General features: G+C 47.6%; 17 protein-coding genes and 4 tRNA genes. 15 read left to right on the top strand and 6 right to left on the bottom strand.

Going from position 1 to position 14,529, the window contains the following annotated elements:
* Positions 1-82 precede the first annotated feature (82 nt).
* The 4 genes from HH196_RS06260 (at position 83) to HH196_RS06245 (ending at position 408) form a co-directional block, all read left to right on the top strand.
* Positions 83-158 (top strand) — tRNA-Glu (locus HH196_RS06260).
* A gap of 3 nt (positions 159-161) precedes the next feature.
* Positions 162-237, top strand: a tRNA-Gly gene (locus HH196_RS06255).
* Between the two features lie 15 nt (positions 238-252).
* Positions 253-328 (top strand) — tRNA-Glu (locus HH196_RS06250).
* A 4-nt stretch (positions 329-332) separates the two neighbouring features.
* A tRNA-Gly gene (locus HH196_RS06245) sits at positions 333-408 on the top strand.
* Between the two features lie 39 nt (positions 409-447).
* Here the strand turns inward: HH196_RS06245 and HH196_RS06240 are convergent.
* Entirely contained in the window at positions 448-894 is a 447-nt protein-coding gene (locus HH196_RS06240; protein ID WP_169451293.1) for a PA2817 family protein, read from the bottom strand.
* A gap of 55 nt (positions 895-949) precedes the next feature.
* Between HH196_RS06240 and HH196_RS06235 the strand changes: the two genes are divergently transcribed.
* Genes HH196_RS06235 through HH196_RS06210 form a run of 6 tightly spaced genes read left to right on the top strand, consistent with a single transcriptional unit; the run spans position 950 to position 6,716 of the window.
* The gene (locus HH196_RS06235) at positions 950-1,876 is read left to right on the top strand and encodes an ABC transporter ATP-binding protein (protein ID WP_169451292.1); all 927 of its coding nucleotides are present in this window, start codon (positions 950-952) and stop codon (positions 1,874-1,876) included.
* On the top strand, positions 1,876-2,649 hold the full coding sequence (locus HH196_RS06230; RefSeq protein ID WP_169451291.1) for an ABC transporter permease: 774 nt from the start codon (positions 1,876-1,878) through the stop codon (positions 2,647-2,649). The genes HH196_RS06235 and HH196_RS06230 overlap by 1 nt, the downstream gene beginning before the upstream one ends.
* Positions 2,649-3,473 carry an NADPH-dependent 7-cyano-7-deazaguanine reductase QueF gene (queF, locus tag HH196_RS06225; RefSeq protein WP_169451290.1) on the top strand — a complete coding sequence of 275 codons (825 nt, stop codon included), beginning with the start codon at positions 2,649-2,651 and terminating at the stop codon, positions 3,471-3,473. The genes HH196_RS06230 and queF overlap by 1 nt, the downstream gene beginning before the upstream one ends.
* Before the next feature lie 12 nt (positions 3,474-3,485).
* Entirely contained in the window at positions 3,486-4,046 is a 561-nt protein-coding gene (locus HH196_RS06220) for a nitroreductase family protein (protein ID WP_169451289.1), read from the top strand.
* A complete protein-coding gene (locus tag HH196_RS06215; protein ID WP_169451288.1) occupies positions 4,039-4,485 on the top strand; it encodes a YiiD C-terminal domain-containing protein in 447 nt (148 codons plus the stop codon). Before HH196_RS06220 ends, HH196_RS06215 begins: the two co-directional genes overlap by 8 nt.
* 20 nt (positions 4,486-4,505) lie before the next feature.
* On the top strand, positions 4,506-6,716 hold the full coding sequence (locus HH196_RS06210) for a heavy metal translocating P-type ATPase (RefSeq protein ID WP_169451287.1): 2,211 nt from the start codon (positions 4,506-4,508) through the stop codon (positions 6,714-6,716).
* Here HH196_RS06210 and HH196_RS06205 read toward each other — a convergent pair.
* A complete protein-coding gene (locus tag HH196_RS06205) occupies positions 6,713-7,261 on the bottom strand; it encodes a peptidylprolyl isomerase (RefSeq protein ID WP_169451286.1) in 549 nt (182 codons plus the stop codon). The genes HH196_RS06210 and HH196_RS06205 overlap by 4 nt on opposite strands.
* A 77-nt stretch (positions 7,262-7,338) precedes the next feature.
* Here HH196_RS06205 and HH196_RS06200 point away from each other — a divergent pair, with 77 nt between their 5' ends.
* Genes HH196_RS06200 through HH196_RS06190 form a run of 3 tightly spaced genes read left to right on the top strand, consistent with a single transcriptional unit; the run spans position 7,339 to position 9,166 of the window.
* Positions 7,339-8,016 (top strand): DUF6134 family protein, encoded by a 678-nt coding sequence (locus HH196_RS06200; RefSeq protein WP_169451285.1) that lies wholly within the window; start codon positions 7,339-7,341, stop codon positions 8,014-8,016.
* Positions 8,013-8,750 carry an SDR family NAD(P)-dependent oxidoreductase gene (locus HH196_RS06195; RefSeq protein ID WP_169451284.1) on the top strand — a complete coding sequence of 246 codons (738 nt, stop codon included), beginning with the start codon at positions 8,013-8,015 and terminating at the stop codon, positions 8,748-8,750. The genes HH196_RS06200 and HH196_RS06195 overlap by 4 nt, the downstream gene beginning before the upstream one ends.
* Complete coding sequence (locus HH196_RS06190; protein ID WP_169451283.1) at positions 8,747-9,166, top strand: nuclear transport factor 2 family protein; 420 nt, start codon at positions 8,747-8,749, stop codon at positions 9,164-9,166. The genes HH196_RS06195 and HH196_RS06190 overlap by 4 nt, the downstream gene beginning before the upstream one ends.
* Here the strand turns inward: HH196_RS06190 and HH196_RS06185 are convergent.
* The 4 genes from HH196_RS06185 to HH196_RS06170 all read right to left on the bottom strand — a co-directional run bounded on the left by HH196_RS06185 (position 9,135) and on the right by HH196_RS06170 (position 13,141).
* The gene (locus HH196_RS06185; RefSeq protein ID WP_169451282.1) at positions 9,135-9,707 is read right to left on the bottom strand and encodes a DUF3833 domain-containing protein; all 573 of its coding nucleotides are present in this window, start codon (positions 9,705-9,707) and stop codon (positions 9,135-9,137) included. The genes HH196_RS06190 and HH196_RS06185 overlap by 32 nt on opposite strands.
* Before the next feature lie 74 nt (positions 9,708-9,781).
* Positions 9,782-11,017, bottom strand: coding sequence for a cyclopropane-fatty-acyl-phospholipid synthase family protein (locus tag HH196_RS06180; RefSeq protein ID WP_169451281.1), 1,236 nt, complete (start codon positions 11,015-11,017; stop codon positions 9,782-9,784).
* Entirely contained in the window at positions 11,004-11,798 is a 795-nt protein-coding gene (locus HH196_RS06175) for a DUF1365 domain-containing protein (RefSeq protein ID WP_169451280.1), read from the bottom strand. Before HH196_RS06175 ends, HH196_RS06180 begins: the two co-directional genes overlap by 14 nt.
* Positions 11,795-13,141, bottom strand: coding sequence for an NAD(P)/FAD-dependent oxidoreductase (locus HH196_RS06170; protein ID WP_211160757.1), 1,347 nt, complete (start codon positions 13,139-13,141; stop codon positions 11,795-11,797). The genes HH196_RS06175 and HH196_RS06170 overlap by 4 nt, the downstream gene beginning before the upstream one ends.
* 138 nt (positions 13,142-13,279) lie before the next feature.
* Between HH196_RS06170 and HH196_RS06165 the strand changes: the two genes are divergently transcribed.
* Together HH196_RS06165 and HH196_RS06160 are read left to right on the top strand one after the other, a co-directional pair.
* A complete protein-coding gene (locus HH196_RS06165) occupies positions 13,280-13,888 on the top strand; it encodes a sigma-70 family RNA polymerase sigma factor (RefSeq protein ID WP_169451279.1) in 609 nt (202 codons plus the stop codon).
* Positions 13,885-14,529 carry a ChrR family anti-sigma-E factor gene (locus tag HH196_RS06160; protein ID WP_169451278.1) on the top strand — a complete coding sequence of 215 codons (645 nt, stop codon included), beginning with the start codon at positions 13,885-13,887 and terminating at the stop codon, positions 14,527-14,529. Before HH196_RS06165 ends, HH196_RS06160 begins: the two co-directional genes overlap by 4 nt.

Here is a 14,529-nt window from a genome sequence, read left to right as displayed (position 1 = left end):
TTTTCGATATCAGGGGTTGACGGCCAATAGGGCGCTCCGTATTATTTGCGCCTCCTCACAGAGGAAGCAATACGTTAGTGTTGTCCCATTCGTCTAGTGGCCTAGGACACCGCCCTTTCACGGCGGTAACAGGGGTTCGAACCCCCTATGGGACGCCATCCGCGGGAATAGCTCAGTTGGTAGAGCGCAACCTTGCCAAGGTTGAGGTCGCGAGTTCGAGCCTCGTTTCCCGCTCCAACGTATAACCAAGACGTCCCATTCGTCTAGTGGCCTAGGACACCGCCCTTTCACGGCGGTAACAGGGGTTCGAACCCCCTATGGGACGCCATCATGCGGGAATAGCTCAGTTGGTAGAGCGCAACCTTGCCAAGGTTGAGGTCGCGAGTTCGAGCCTCGTTTCCCGCTCCACTCTCTCTTTACACTCTCTTTATTTTTGTCTCAACGCGATCAGTGTTGTGTTTCGTCGCCTGCTGTTAGCATCATATTGCGTAGCTGAAGGTAATCTAAGCTAGCGTCCTGTTGTTCTTGCTCATAGCGCGCCTCATCCAGTGCTGTGTATTGATCAATCTCTTCATCACTTAGGTATGCGATACAGTCGCCTCCAAATAACCAGAGTAGATCGCGCGAGATTAATGGCAGGAACTGAGGAAAGGTACCTACGATACGCGTCATTAAGCGTTGACCCAATTCATACGCTTCGTCCGTATGGGACTCGTAAGCTTCAACTGTGTCTCGGTAGAGGCTCAAAAGCTCCTCAGCGGTATCTGAATACTCCTCATCATCGTGAAACATGGGTTGTTTAATGAGGTTGTTGTAGCCAATTTTGAGAAGATTTAAATGAAATTGGTGAAAGTCGGTCAAAGGAGTGGTCCTTGGCTGTATAATTTCTCGCATTATGGGCTCGTTAAAAAATGCCCGTGACACAAATTGTCGCAAAGGTTAAGGATTAATGGAACTCGCACTTAAAATTACCGCGCTTAAGAAGACCTATGGAAATGGCTTTGAAGCGCTGAAAGGTATTGATCTCGAAGTAAAACAGGGCGATTTTTTCGCGCTATTAGGACCTAACGGTGCTGGTAAGTCGACCACGCTGGGGATTGTTACTTCGTTAGTGAATAAGAGCAGTGGTCAGGTCTCTGTCTTCGGTCACGATATAGATACCCATCTGACTCAGGCTAAGTTGTGCATGGGTATTGTTCCCCAGGAGTTTAACTTCAACTTTTTTGAAAAAGTGGAAGATATCGTGATTACTCAGGCGGGTTACTACGGTATTCCTGCTGCGGTTGCTAAAGAGCGAGCAGAGCACTATCTAAAAGCACTAGGGCTTTGGGATAAGCGTGATAATCGCGCTCGCCAGTTATCGGGTGGTATGAAACGCCGTCTGATGATTGCTCGTGCGCTCGTTCATAACCCTAAATTGCTTATTCTTGATGAACCAACAGCAGGTGTCGATATTGAGTTGCGCCGCTCGATGTGGGAGTTCTTGAAGAAGATTAATGCAGAAGGGACCACCATTATTCTGACCACTCACTATCTCGAAGAGGCGGAGTCTCTCTGTCGTAATATTGCGATTATTGATCAGGGTGAGATTATCCAGAATAGCTCGATGAAATCGCTGCTAGCTAAGTTAAATGTAGAGACCGTTATTTTAGATCTTGCAGAGGATGTTGACCTGTTACCGGACCTAGGTGGTTTAGTAGGGCGTCTAACAGATGGTCATACTCTTGAGGTTGATGTACCTAAGGAGAGTGGCTTGAATTGTCTGTTTGGTAAGTTGACCGAGCAGGGGGTCAATGTGTTGAGTATGCGTAATAAAGCGAACCGTCTTGAGGAGCTTTTTGTCTCACTTGTCGAACATAAAAAGGAGTCAAAATAGTGAATAGCAATCTTCTTTGGGTCGCTTTCTCGACGATCGTTGTTAAAGAGGTTCGCCGCTTTACCCGTATTTGGGTTCAGACTCTGATCCCTCCAGCGATTACCATGACCCTCTACTTCATTATTTTCGGTAATTTAGTGGGTGCACGTATCGGTCAGATGGGTGGCTTCGATTACATGCAGTACATTGTGCCTGGCCTCATCATGATGTCGGTGATTACCAACTCATATGGCAATGTTGTCTCATCTTTTTTTGGTACTAAGTTTCAACGCCATATTGAAGAGCTGCTGGTCGCACCTGTCCCTAATTGGGTGATTTTGTCCGGTTATGTGATTGGTGGTGTCGCGCGTGGTCTAGCCGTTGGATTTATCGTGACGTTGTTGTCGCTCTTTTTTACCGATTTAACGCTGGCGCACCCATTTATCACGCTTGCGATTGTCTTTTTAACGGCCGTTGTCTTCTCTTTGGGCGGCTTTATCAATGCAATCTACGCGAATAGCTTTGATGATATCGCTGTGGTGCCCACTTTTATTTTGACACCCTTAACTTACCTTGGAGGGGTCTTCTACTCGATCTCAATGCTGCCTGATTTTTGGCAAGGTGTATCGCAGTTAAACCCGATCCTCTACATGGTTAACACTTTCCGTTACGGTATTTTGGGCGTAAGTGATATCAATGTCGCATTTGCCTTTGGGATGATTATTCTGTTTGTCATGGTACTCGGTGGTTTTGCACTGCACCTGCTAAACAGTGGTAAAGGAATTCGTAGCTAATGAATGAGCCAGAAAAAGTACTCCATTCGCCACTCGGTAAAGAGACGGTCTACGCTAATCAGTATGATTCGTCACTGCTTTACCCGATTGAGCGAGATATCAATTGGCAGGCGCGAGGTGTCGAAAGAACCACTCTGCCATTTTTTGGTGAAGATATTTGGAACTCCTACGAGATCAGTTGGCTAAACGCTAAGGGTAAGCCCATTGTTGCTTTGGCTGAGTTTCATATACCGGCGACCTCTTCGCATATCATTGAATCTAAGTCGTTCAAACTCTATCTCAACTCCTATAATTTGACGCGTTTTGATGATGCCGCTCAGGTTGTTGCGCAGATGGAGAAGGACCTGTCGAAGGCGGCCGGTGGTGATGTGCGTGTATTACTTACATCACCTGAAGATGCTGTCGCAGTAGAGAACTTTACAGGCGAGTGTATTGATGAGCTGGATATCGAAGTGAGCCACTATGAGCCCGCGCCAGAGTTGCTATCTGCCAAGGGTGAAGTGGTGTCTGAAGCGCTGGTTTCTCATCTATTGAAGTCGAACTGTCCAGTAACAGGGCAGCCCGATTGGGCAAGCGTTCAGATTACCTATACCGGCGCTAAAATTGATCAAGAGGGTCTGCTGGGGTATCTCATATCCTACCGTGAGCATGGCGATTTCCATGAGCAGTGCGTAGAGACGATCTTCATGGATATTTGGCAGCAGTGTAAACCTGAGCAGCTGTCAGTCTATGCGCGATATGTTCGTCGCGGTGGGCTGGATATCAATCCGTTTCGTAGCTCCAAAGATGAGCGCCCTGTGAATATGCGCCTAAGTCGTCAATAAGAGGAGCTCTCAATGGATGCTATAGAACTACTTACTCAACGCACATCAACGCCAGCTCTTGAGGGGGCTGCGCCAACAGCTAAACAGCTGCAGGTTATGTTTGAAGCGGCAGCGCGAGCACCAGATCATGGTCTGCTTCGTCCTTACCGTTTTCTCACTATTCAAGGTGAGGGTTTGGATCGTTTAGGCGAACTCTATCTTCAGGCTGCGTTGGCTAAAGATAGTGAATTAGATGATGCTGCTCGTAATCGTTTTCTGAACATGCCGCGGCGTGCTCCGATGATCATTGTCGCGATAGCTGTGACTCAAGCCCACCCTAAAGTACCAGAGTTTGAGCAGATTATTACTGCTGGATGTGCTGCACAGGCTGTGGTTCAAGCAGCCTATGCGCAAGGCTTAGGTGCTATTTGGCGCTCGGGTGATCTCATGTTTGACGCGCTCGTTGAAAAAGGTCTAGGTCTTGCAGATAACGAGAAGATGGTTGGATTTATCTATCTTGGCCAGCCTATGCGTGATCGTGAAGCTCCAGTTGCGAATGTAGATCTGTTCACGGCGGAGTGGGCAGGTGAATAACGCGGAGTTTCTTGCTTGGCTGCATCAAGCGATTCCATTGACGGAAGCGATGCAGATTGACGAGCTAGAATATACAGGCTACTCCGTGCGTTTGAGCGCGCCCCTTGCGCCCAATATCAATGACAAGGGTACAGGCTTTGCGGGTTCAATTGCGGGACTGGCGACACTCTGTGGCTGGACGTTGTTAACCCTTTGGCTTCGTCAGCGCGGAGTAGAAGCGGATGTCATGATTGCAAAAAGTGAGCAGCGTTTTTTAGCTCCCGTTACCGAGCGTTTGGTCGCTGAAGCACGCTTACCGGAAGACTCTGTAGTGCAGCAGTTTTGGGATCGTTTTCAAGATAAGCGGCGCGCCCGACTGCCTATTTCGGTTACCGTTGGGGGTGCTGAAGTTAAGCTTGAACTCTTTGGGGACTACGCCGCTATTGAGCGAACCCGTTAATTTAAAGTCGGTGAATTATTATGACTATTCATCAGTTTTCACTCTATAAAGTCACTTGTGCTGGCTGTGTGCGCAGCATAGAAAAAGCGCTAACGGCAGCTGAGGGTATAGATGATTACGTCATCAATTTTGCCGATAGAAGTGCCACCATTGATGCATCTTTAGACGCTGATCAGGTGATTAAAGTGATTACCGATGCAGGCTACGGGGCTGCACTCATTGAGGATGAAACTGATCTCGTTGCTCGTGATCAACAGGCCGCACATGAGCTTGCCACCACATTTAAAAAAGCTTGGGTAGCATTGATTGTGGGCTCCCTGCTGATGATTCAGATGTTGCTAGGATGGCTGCCAGATATCGTTACAACTGTCGGCTTGATCAATGGTCTAGTGACTGCCGCTATTACAGCGTTTGTTCTCTACTCTTCGGCGGGACACATCTATCGTGGTGCATGGACAAGCTTCAAGCGTAAAGATTTCAATATGGATACATTGATTGCTCTCGGTACTGGAGCAGCTTGGATCTACTCAACTCTGTTGCTTTTGATTGTCTCTGTCGCTCCTGCTGTTATCCCTGAAGTGGCTCGACACCTCTACTATGAAGCTTCAGTTATGATCATTGGCTTTATCTTGCTGGGACAAGCGCTAGAAGCGAAAGGGCGTTCACAGACGGCGGGTGCACTGCGATCGCTAATGAATCTTCAGCCTAAAACTGCACTGCGAATTCGCGGTGATGAAGAGCGTGAAATCTCTGTTCAGATGCTGATTCCAGGTGATCTTATCCGTGTACGTCCAGGTGAAACTATCCCTGCAGATGCTCTGGTTGAGAGTGGTTCAAGTTATGTTGATGAGTCGATGCTCACGGGTGAATCAGTACCGATTTTGCGTTCGGTTGGCGAAAAGGTGACTGGCGGTACTCGCAACGGCGATGGTTCACTTGTGATCAAAGCTACAGAAGTTGGACGTCAATCGCGTCTATCTCAAATATTAAGTGCTGTTCGAACTGCGCAAAACGCTAAACCAGAACTTGGACGTTTAGCAGATCGAATCGCAGCGGTTTTTGTGCCAGTTGTCATTGTTATTGCGCTGCTTAGTGCCGCTGTTTGGTGGTTTGTAGGTCCTGATCCTGTTTGGTCATATTCTGTATTGGCGTTGATGACGGTGTTGATTGTTGCTTGCCCCTGTGCGCTGGGTTTAGCAACGCCCATGGCTGTCATGGTGGGTGTTGGGCGAGCAGCAAAAATGGGTATCCTCATTCGTAACGGTGAAGCACTTCAGCGTGCACAGGATTTGACCTGCGTCGTACTCGATAAGACAGGGACCCTGACGCAAGGACATCCGACCCTAATTGGATCTCAAACTACTTCCGAACATTCTGATGCTGTCGCTAAGGCGTTGGCATCACACTCAGATCACCCCCTATCGAAGGCGCTGGTTTCTGGTCTATCTAATACTGTTTCAGTCGAGATAGATGGTTTTAAAGCTAAAGTTGGGCAGGGTGTTACGGCGACTTCGTATGATTCCGAATACTCTCTAGGCAGTAGTGCTTGGCTTGCAGAGTGTGGTGTGGCGCAGGGCATGCTTGCAGACAAGGCTAGAAGTCTAAGTCAGCAGGGAGCATCTCTGGTCTGGTTGTTCACCGACCAAGAAGCGATCGCAGTCTACGGTTTTACCGATCCACTGCGTGAGGATAGCGCTGCAGCGGTCGCTCGTATGCAGCAAATGGGTCTTAAAGTGATTCTGTTGTCTGGAGATCATCAACTTGCTGCAGATGCGATGGGGCAGGCGGCAGGTATCTCTGATGTGATAGCGGGGATTTCTCCAGAAGGAAAAATGGCGGTGATTCGAGATCTTCAGCTCAAAGGTGAAGTGGTTGCAATGGTCGGCGACGGTATAAATGATGCACCGGCTTTGGCACAGGCTGAAGTCGGCTACGCTATGGGCGGCGGTACAGATGTGGCAATCGCTGCTGCTGATGTCGCCCTTATGCAGAACTCGCTTCACTCTGTCGCCAATGCAATCAGTCTATCGCGGGCCACAGTGAGAAATATTAAACAGAATCTGTTTGGTGCCTTCTTCTATAATGTTGCAGCGATTCCAGTTGCGGCAGGTGTGCTCTATCCGTTACTAGGTCTGTTACTAAACCCAATGATAGCTGGTGCTGCTATGGCACTCTCTTCAGTGACAGTGGTGAGTAATGCTCGCCGATTGGCGAGCACTAAATTAGATTAGTCGTTGCGAACAGCGCGATTAATTACGATCGGTTCTAGGGGTACATCTCGGTAGTAGCTGACAGATCCTGTCTCCACTGCCGAGATCTTGTCTACCGTATCCATGCCCGCAACGACTTTGCCGAAAACTGCATAGCCAGGACGGCCTGGCGCACCATCAAGAAAGTTGTTGTTAACCGTGTTGATGTAAAACTGCGCTGTGGCACTGTTAGGTGCTTGAGTTCTCGCCATCGCAATAGTTCCACGTGCGTTACTAAGACCATTATCTGATTCATTCTTTATCGGTTTTCCAGTGGCGCGCTCTTTCATCTGCTCGTCCATACCACCAGCCTGTACCATAAAACCGGGAATTACGCGGTGGAATATCAATCCGTTGTACTGTCCACTATCAACATAGTTTAAGAAGTTGGCTGTAGAAATCGGCGCCTTCTCTTCATCCAGTTCGAGTTGGATATCACCAAGAGTTGTCTCGAGTGTCACTTTAGGACCCGCCAGTAGATTTGACGAAAGCAGTGTAGCGGCCAACATTACGTAAAGCTTTTTCATAGAGTCTCCTTAAAAATAGCACTATTAAAAGAGTAGATGATGAGAACTGTATCTCGTTTTGAGACGTAAATTGTTTCATGAAATCAGTGATCTTGTCTCTTCTATTTATCTTGACTCACGCAGCGCAAGCAGACGTAAAGAGTCATGCTGCCTTGTACCCGCAAATAACTCGCTTCGATATGCTTCGTAATGGAGAGCGAGTTGGTGACTATTGGGTTGAGTTTAAAGAGGAAGATGCAAAGTTAACGGTCAATATTGGTATGCAGTTGAGCATTAAAGTATTTGGACTATTCAATTACAACTACAGTTACTCTGCTATAGAGAGATGGGTAGAGGACGAACTTTACTCGCTTGATGTGCGCTTAAATAAAAATGGTGATCAACAGCAGAGAAGCTGGGTAAGTGAAAAGTATCATGAGCTTAATACAGCTGATGAGATTCATAGAGAAATCTTTAACTCCAATCTTTTACCCACACACCATTGGTACTCGAAGATCCTTTCACAGAAGAGGGTTTTTAACACTATTAAAGCCAAAGAAGTTGAAATTGAACCTATGCTCGATGAGCAATTTCTATTAAATGTTTCTGGGGAAAAGCTTTTGGTTAATGCCTACCGTTTGGGTGGTGATCTTGAGAATACACAGTCCTGGTACGACACTCAGGGTGTTTGGAGGGGTATGCGTTTTAAAGCTAAAGATGGCTCCAAGGTTGAAGTGATTTGGCAGGGTGCTGAGCGAATGGAGTCGTCATCGTGAACTCTGCTTGGATTATTGGCGCAGGGAGCGGTATCGGTGCTGCACTGGCAGATAAATTAAGTCGGCAAGGGGTGCGTTTAATATTAAGCGGTCGATCTCCAGAAAAATTGGAGGGTGTCGCTCAGCGGATGTTAAACCCTGTCACCTGTGAGGTGTTAGATGTTACTGAGGTTGAATCGGTTAACACTGTTTGGCAAAAGATCAGTGCAGATCGAGTGCCAGGTTTGATCGTTATCTCCTCTGGTGACTATGTAGAAACGCCACTATCAGAGTTGTCTCCCGAGATCAGTCGACACTTGATGGAGGTTAACTACCAAGGAGTGGTTAATCTGATGAGTGCGCTGCTTCCTAAATGCTTGGAGCAGGGGTGTCAGATAGCTGTAGTTGCATCACTTGCGGGATACACAGGTTTGCCTAAGGCGTCTGCATATGGTGCGAGTAAAGCAGCGGTTATAAATTATTGTGAATCCCTTAAGCTTGAGCTGTTGGATACATCTGTGGATCTTCGTTTAATCAACCCAGGTTTTGTAAAAACCCCGCTTACCGATAAAAACCAATTTAAGATGCCTGATTTAATTACTGCAGAGCAGGCGGCAACTGAGATTGTGAAGGGGTTAAGTGGCACAGCGTTTGAAATTCGCTTTCCAAAGCGCTTTGCTCGTATCATGTCTTTCATTAGTCTACTCCCTTATCGAATCAAGCTTTCTCTCATTAAACGGATAACGCGTGCATGAATTATCAACACCTTGAATCTTACATAGCTATGTTTGAGCGTCTGGCACCTGAGATGCTGGATGAGTTAGGACAGGTAGTTACAGATGACATTCACTTTGTTGATCCGTTTAATGATGTGCGTGGTTTTGCTGAAATGAGCGAAATATTTGTCGATATGTATAAGCGCACTAAGAGTCCAAAATTTGTAGTTTTGGATTGGCAGGTGAGTGGAGTTAATGCATATGTTCGCTGGCGCTTCACGGCCGGTTTGCCTGTGCTTGGTCGCTTTGAAACCTTGGGTGTAAGTCATTTGATCTTAGCGGATGATGGCAAGATAGCAGAGCATATCGACTACTGGGACAGTGCGCCTATCTATGTGCGTGTACCATTGATCGGTCGTTTGGTTAAGGCGCTGCGATCTCGAATGGCGGCTTAGTGAGCTGATCACCACGGATAAAGCTCAGAGTTACGCTGCCAATCGTAAAGCCCCACTTCTTCACGTAGGCGCGGTTCATGAGAACGCCACCCGGTTGCAGAATCATGTAGTCATCAAAGTTGACTCTCCACGTGCCATCACCCACCTTTAGATCAAGTGCATAAAACCAATTCAGTGTATTGCCATTACTATCACCTGATGCATGGCCCACTATGTCTGCAGCACTACCCGAGTAGATACCATGTCGCTCTTTTTTGATTGTCCAAATGCGCTGATCCTTTTCTCCATCAGCGTAGAGAAAATTTTCATTTAGGGTGAGTGTTTCGCCATCCCAGTTGCCATCAATCTCGACAATGAATTGACGACGAATCTGTCCAAAGCGGTCTTCAAATAAGCCCCAGGCGTAGACCTTGCCATCAAAAAATTGTTCGATCTTTAATTCAGGGCTGGGTTGGCTAATCTCTTCGACTTTCATGGTGTTACATCCGCCAAGTAGAAGTAGTGCTGCCGCTAAAATGGGTACTGTTAGTATCTTGAGCATAGAGGCCCGCACTGAAATAACTAAGTTATCTTTATTACGGTACGGGCTTTTCACTAGATCATTGTGGGCGCCATTTATTCATGGCGGATCGAGTAGAGGCCAACATCGATGCTCTCTTCCGCAAAACCAGCCTCACAGTAGGTCAGATAGAAGATCCACATTCGCTTAAATCGCTCATCGAACCCCTGTTTGTGAACGCTAGGCCAGGCATTTTCAAATTGCTCGCGCCAAATATGAAGGGTCTTGGCATAGTCCTGACCAAAGAGTTGTTCCTCGTCTAGTCGTAGGTCCGCTAGCCTAATCTCCTCGCTAAGACGTTGTGGGCTTGGCAGCATTCCGCCGGGGAATATGTATCGTTGAATAAAGTCAGTCCGTTTGCGGTAAGCATCGAAGCGTTTGTTATCAATGCTTATTATTTGGAGTACAGCTCTGCCTTCAGGTTTAAGGCGGGCTTTGAGCATTTCGAAGTAGGTAGGCCAGTTCTCTTCACCTACCGCTTCAAACATCTCTATTGAAACTATGTGATCGAAACTGCCCTCAACGTCTCGGTAGTCTATGAGTTCAAGCGTTACCTGCTGCTCTAAACCCGCGTTTTTAATGCGACTCTCTGCAAATGCAAGTTGCTCTTTAGAAAGCGTAATCCCATAAACATTGGCGCCATATTCACGCGCTGCTAACTCTGCAAACCCACCCCAGCCACATCCGACCTCGAGGACGCTCTGACCAGGCTTCAGGTCAATCATTTCACAGATGCGCCGATACTTATTGAGTTGAGCTTGCTCGAGGGAATCATCAGGTGAATTAAAGAGCGCCGAAGAGTAGGTAAATGTGCGGTCTAGCCAGGTTGCATAGAACTCATTTCCTAGATCGTAATGGTAGGAGATATTCTTGCGCGATCCTCGTTTTGAGTTGGCCTTTCCGAGGTGGAAAAGCCTGTTGATGAATCTTAATAGTGGGCTGCCGTTTAAGAGGTCTTTGATGAGCGCTTCGTTGTGTAGTGCCCAACGCATCAGTGCTACTTCATCAGAACTGCTCCAGTCGCCATCCATGTAACCTTCGGCAAAGCCTATCGTGCCACCGCGAACAAGGCGCTTTAGCGCTCGGAAGCTCTTTAGACGAATGTGTCCCTGGTAGCCGTTGCTTTCGTGCTCACCAAACTCTAGAAGTTGCTTGTTAGGGAGTTCAATCAGCAAGCGTCCTTTTATGCGCTTATCAAATTTACTGTGTAAAAGTGCCAATAGGCGGCGATTGAACCAACCGGTATTGGTCTGCAACGCTAACGGGCTAGTACTGATATTAGTAGGTCGCATTACTCTCGCTCCTCGTTCCTGTTATTAAGGTGACACTTGGGCCAGAACGTTTGACCCTTTTTTGGAGTGGTACGCGTTTAATCCACAATCGGAGCGCCTCCCAGTGTATGCCTAGAATCACTTTGATTGTCATTAACGGATATTTGAACAGTATTCGTATTAAGTTTTTGTCACTAAATGGGCGGTAATTGCCGGTGAATGTGGCATTTAACAAGGGGCCCTCAGCATCCGATTGATGGATACATACCGCTATCTTCTCCCCGGGTGGACGCATTCTAAATTGGTAGGGCGCAACCATCGGCATAAAGGGTGAGACATAAAACCCTTTCTCTGCCTGTTGGCGAATAACGCTATCCTCATTGCTAACAGGAATGAGGTAGCTGTGCCGCTCTTTAAATGTGTTGTGCACCTCGTAGATCATAGCTCTTAGGGTGCCGTTTGCATCGTAACAGTAGAAAACACTGAGAGGATTAAAGGTGTAACCAAACATCCGTGGATAACAGAGTAGCTTGATACTGTGCCCAGCTTCATTGAGTTGGTTGTTGGCAAGTAACGCCCTTATTTGGACATTCAGGGGCGTTGCTGAGCCATCTCCATGATCGGAAGATCTAAAGCTGAATAGATTCCAGCGATTGAATGAGAAGAGTCGCGACGTTGTTGATAGTTCGTCTAATCTGTCTATGTCAAACAGCATTGATGCGACCGAATAGATAAAACGGTGCCTCTGCGGTTTGAAGCGATGGTGCATTACCTCGCCTTCATAGATAGCCGCACTACTCATGCGCTCTCCTGGAGTGACTTCTGTTCAGTAACATGAATGCGGCTGTTAGGGTTCTTGATGTTCCAGGGGCGTAACGCGCCACCCAGTTGCTCTGCTACTGCAAGACCAGACTGAATGCCATCTTCATGGAATCCATATCCAAACCAAGCTCCGCAGAACCAACTCCGCTGCACGCCTTGCAGTGACCACAACTCTTTTTGCGCATCAATGGATCGCATGTCAAACACAGGGTGGTCGTAGAGGAACGAGCCTAAGATTGATCCCTCTGCAGGTTCGTCTATTGGATTCAAAGTGACAAACAGATCCTGTTGAGTCTTTAGAGGCTGAAGTGCATTCATCCAGTAAGTGACAGCGAGCATATCTTGTTCCTGATCGGAACTGGCTAGATAGTTCCAAGCAGCCCAGGAGCTCTTTCGCCTTGGCATCTGGTTGGTGTCGGTGTGCAAAATTGCACGGTTTCTTTGATATGGGAAAGCGCTTAGTAGTCGGTGCTCCTCTTCGCTTGGATTTTCTAATAGCGCTAGAGCCTGGTCTGCATGGCATGCAAAGACAACCTGATCAAAGCGTTCAGACTCTCCGTGAAGCATGTGGAGGGTTACACCACTCTCATCACGCGATACTTTATGAATCCTCGCATTGAGGCGTATCTGCCCTGCAAGTTCGTCGCCTACCTTAGAGACATAACTGCGGCTACCGCCTACCACCGTCCGCCACTGTGGGCGGTCTTTGATTTGCACCAGTCCATGATTCATACAAAATCGCAGAAAGGTCTGAGCAGGGTAGGTCAGCATCTTTGCCATGGGAGTAGACCAGATGGCAGCACTCATAGGGAGTAGATGCTCGTCTATAAATTGTCTGCTGTAGCCTTCACGTTTAAGTAACTCGCCCAGCGAAAGTGCGCTTAATGAAGGGTCGGTCATGAGTCGCTCTGAATCTTTGTAAAAACGCAGAATATCGCTCAGTAGTTTCCAGTGGCGTGGTTTTATAAGGTTGCTACGTTGTGCAAAGAAGCCTTTGAGGCCAGAGCCACTGTACTCAAGCTGACCACGTTCAAGCGAGACTCCAAAGGTCATATTGGTATCAACGCTCTCAACATTGAGGTGTTTGAAAAACTCTACTAGATTTGGATAGTTGACCGGGTTGAATACGATAAAGCCGGTATCAACCGCGATCATGCCATCCTTGGTTTCTACATCTACAGTGTTGGAGTGGCCGCCAAGTCGGTCATCCTTTTCGAACAGCGTCACATTATGGCGTTTGCTTAGAAGCCATGCGCTAGAGAGGCCGGAAATTCCCGAGCCGATAACTGCTATTTTCATAGGATGAAGATGTCTCACGTTCATGGTTTGTATCCACAATTTTTACATTGTGAATTATTACGCCCAGTCTAACTTGCTAGATCAGTCTGGTGCGACCTAAATGCATAGGTTATCTTATCTAAATAGGTGATCCATCCCTGGATCATAAACGTAGGAGCATGCATGACAGAACAACAACCTGAGGGAGTTGATGTGAACGCTGCAGCTGCAATTGAAGATGAAGCTAAGAAGCGTGAGCGTGATGGCTGGTCCGATCTGCTCGCAACCCTAGCTGAATCTCGTAGTAAAAGTGATTTCGCTCTGCTGTATAAGCACTTCGCACCGCGTGTTAAGGCATACATCATTCGCTTTGGTATGCCTCCCGCTGCTGCTGAAGAGTTGACCCAAGAGTCTATGCTGGCGGTTTGGCGCAAAGCACACATGTATACGCGCGGCAAAGCGAGTGCGAGTACGTGGATTTTCACTCTGGCTAGAAATCTCTGTATCGACCGTCTTCGCCGTGAGAAGGCTGTCGAGTATGAGTTGCCTGAGGAAGAGGTCGATCCTGATCAGCGTCACTATGGTGAGCAAGCAATCCTTGAAGATCGAATGAGTAAGGCCTTTTCTCAGCTTCCTGAAGCGCAAGCTCAAGTTTTGTATCTGTCCTATTACGAGGGCAAAAGCCACTCAGAGATATCCGAGCAGTTAGGCATACCGCTCGGAAGTGTTAAATCTAGAATGCGTTTGGCATTTGCCAAGTTGAAGAGTTACTGGGGAGAACAGGATCAATGATTAGTCACCATTTTGACGACGCTACACTTGTAGCGCGTGCCGCTGGCGCGATGTCAGAGGGCATGTCTTTGTTGATCGATAGCCATCTACATTGGTGTAAAGAGTGTCAGGAGCGTGCCTGGCAGGCTGAGCAAATTGGCGGACAACTGCTAGATCAACTAACTCCAGCTGAGCTTTTAGAGGATAGTTTGTCTTCGGTCTTAGCTCTGTTGGATGAGGATGCACCCGTTGCAACCTTTAAGCCACGTGTTTCTGGAAGTGATGAGGTTCCGGAGCCCCTTGCACAGCTGATCGGTGGTGATCTCGATGCTTTGCCTTGGCGTGGCATGGGTATCGGTCTTCAGCAATACGATCTTAATCTTGGCGGAGCCGGGGCTTGTCGTTTGTTGCGCATTAAACCTGGCGTCTCTGTACCGCATCACACACATAAAGGTAACGAGCTTACGATGATACTTCGCGGTTCTTACAGCGATGATATCGGGCGCTTCTGTAAAGGTGATGTTGCTGATCTAGATGATCAGGTTAAGCATCAGCCAATCGTAGATACTGAGCATGAGTGTATCTGTCTGATTGCGACAGATGCGCCGCTCCAATTTACCGGAATTATGGGTCGACTGGCCCAACCGTTTATTGGGCTTTGA

Source organism: Marinobacterium sp. LSUCC0821, from assembly GCF_012848475.1.
Lineage (GTDB): Bacteria > Pseudomonadota > Gammaproteobacteria > Pseudomonadales > Balneatricaceae > Marinobacterium_E.
This window is presented reverse-complemented; position numbering and strand designations above follow the sequence as displayed.

Bases quoted from the DNA above. Each gene is read 5' to 3' on its own strand.
- HH196_RS06240 (WP_169451293.1), bottom strand. From the start codon at position 894: ATGCGAGAAATTATACAGCCAAGGACCACTCCTTTGACCGACTTTCAC.
- HH196_RS06235 (WP_169451292.1), top strand. From the start codon at position 950: ATGGAACTCGCACTTAAAATTACCGCGCTTAAGAAGACCTATGGAAAT.
- queF (WP_169451290.1), top strand. From the start codon at position 2,649: ATGAATGAGCCAGAAAAAGTACTCCATTCGCCACTCGGTAAAGAGACG.
- HH196_RS06220 (WP_169451289.1), top strand. From the start codon at position 3,486: ATGGATGCTATAGAACTACTTACTCAACGCACATCAACGCCAGCTCTT.
- HH196_RS06210 (WP_169451287.1), top strand. From the start codon at position 4,506: ATGACTATTCATCAGTTTTCACTCTATAAAGTCACTTGTGCTGGCTGT.
- HH196_RS06205 (WP_169451286.1), bottom strand. From the start codon at position 7,261: ATGAAAAAGCTTTACGTAATGTTGGCCGCTACACTGCTTTCGTCAAAT.
- HH196_RS06200 (WP_169451285.1), top strand. From the start codon at position 7,339: ATGAAATCAGTGATCTTGTCTCTTCTATTTATCTTGACTCACGCAGCG.
- HH196_RS06190 (WP_169451283.1), top strand. From the start codon at position 8,747: ATGAATTATCAACACCTTGAATCTTACATAGCTATGTTTGAGCGTCTG.
- HH196_RS06185 (WP_169451282.1), bottom strand. From the start codon at position 9,707: ATGCTCAAGATACTAACAGTACCCATTTTAGCGGCAGCACTACTTCTA.
- HH196_RS06180 (WP_169451281.1), bottom strand. From the start codon at position 11,017: ATGCGACCTACTAATATCAGTACTAGCCCGTTAGCGTTGCAGACCAAT.
- HH196_RS06175 (WP_169451280.1), bottom strand. From the start codon at position 11,798: ATGAGTAGTGCGGCTATCTATGAAGGCGAGGTAATGCACCATCGCTTC.
- HH196_RS06170 (WP_211160757.1), bottom strand. From the start codon at position 13,141: ATGAACGTGAGACATCTTCATCCTATGAAAATAGCAGTTATCGGCTCG.
- HH196_RS06165 (WP_169451279.1), top strand. From the start codon at position 13,280: ATGACAGAACAACAACCTGAGGGAGTTGATGTGAACGCTGCAGCTGCA.
- HH196_RS06160 (WP_169451278.1), top strand. From the start codon at position 13,885: ATGATTAGTCACCATTTTGACGACGCTACACTTGTAGCGCGTGCCGCT.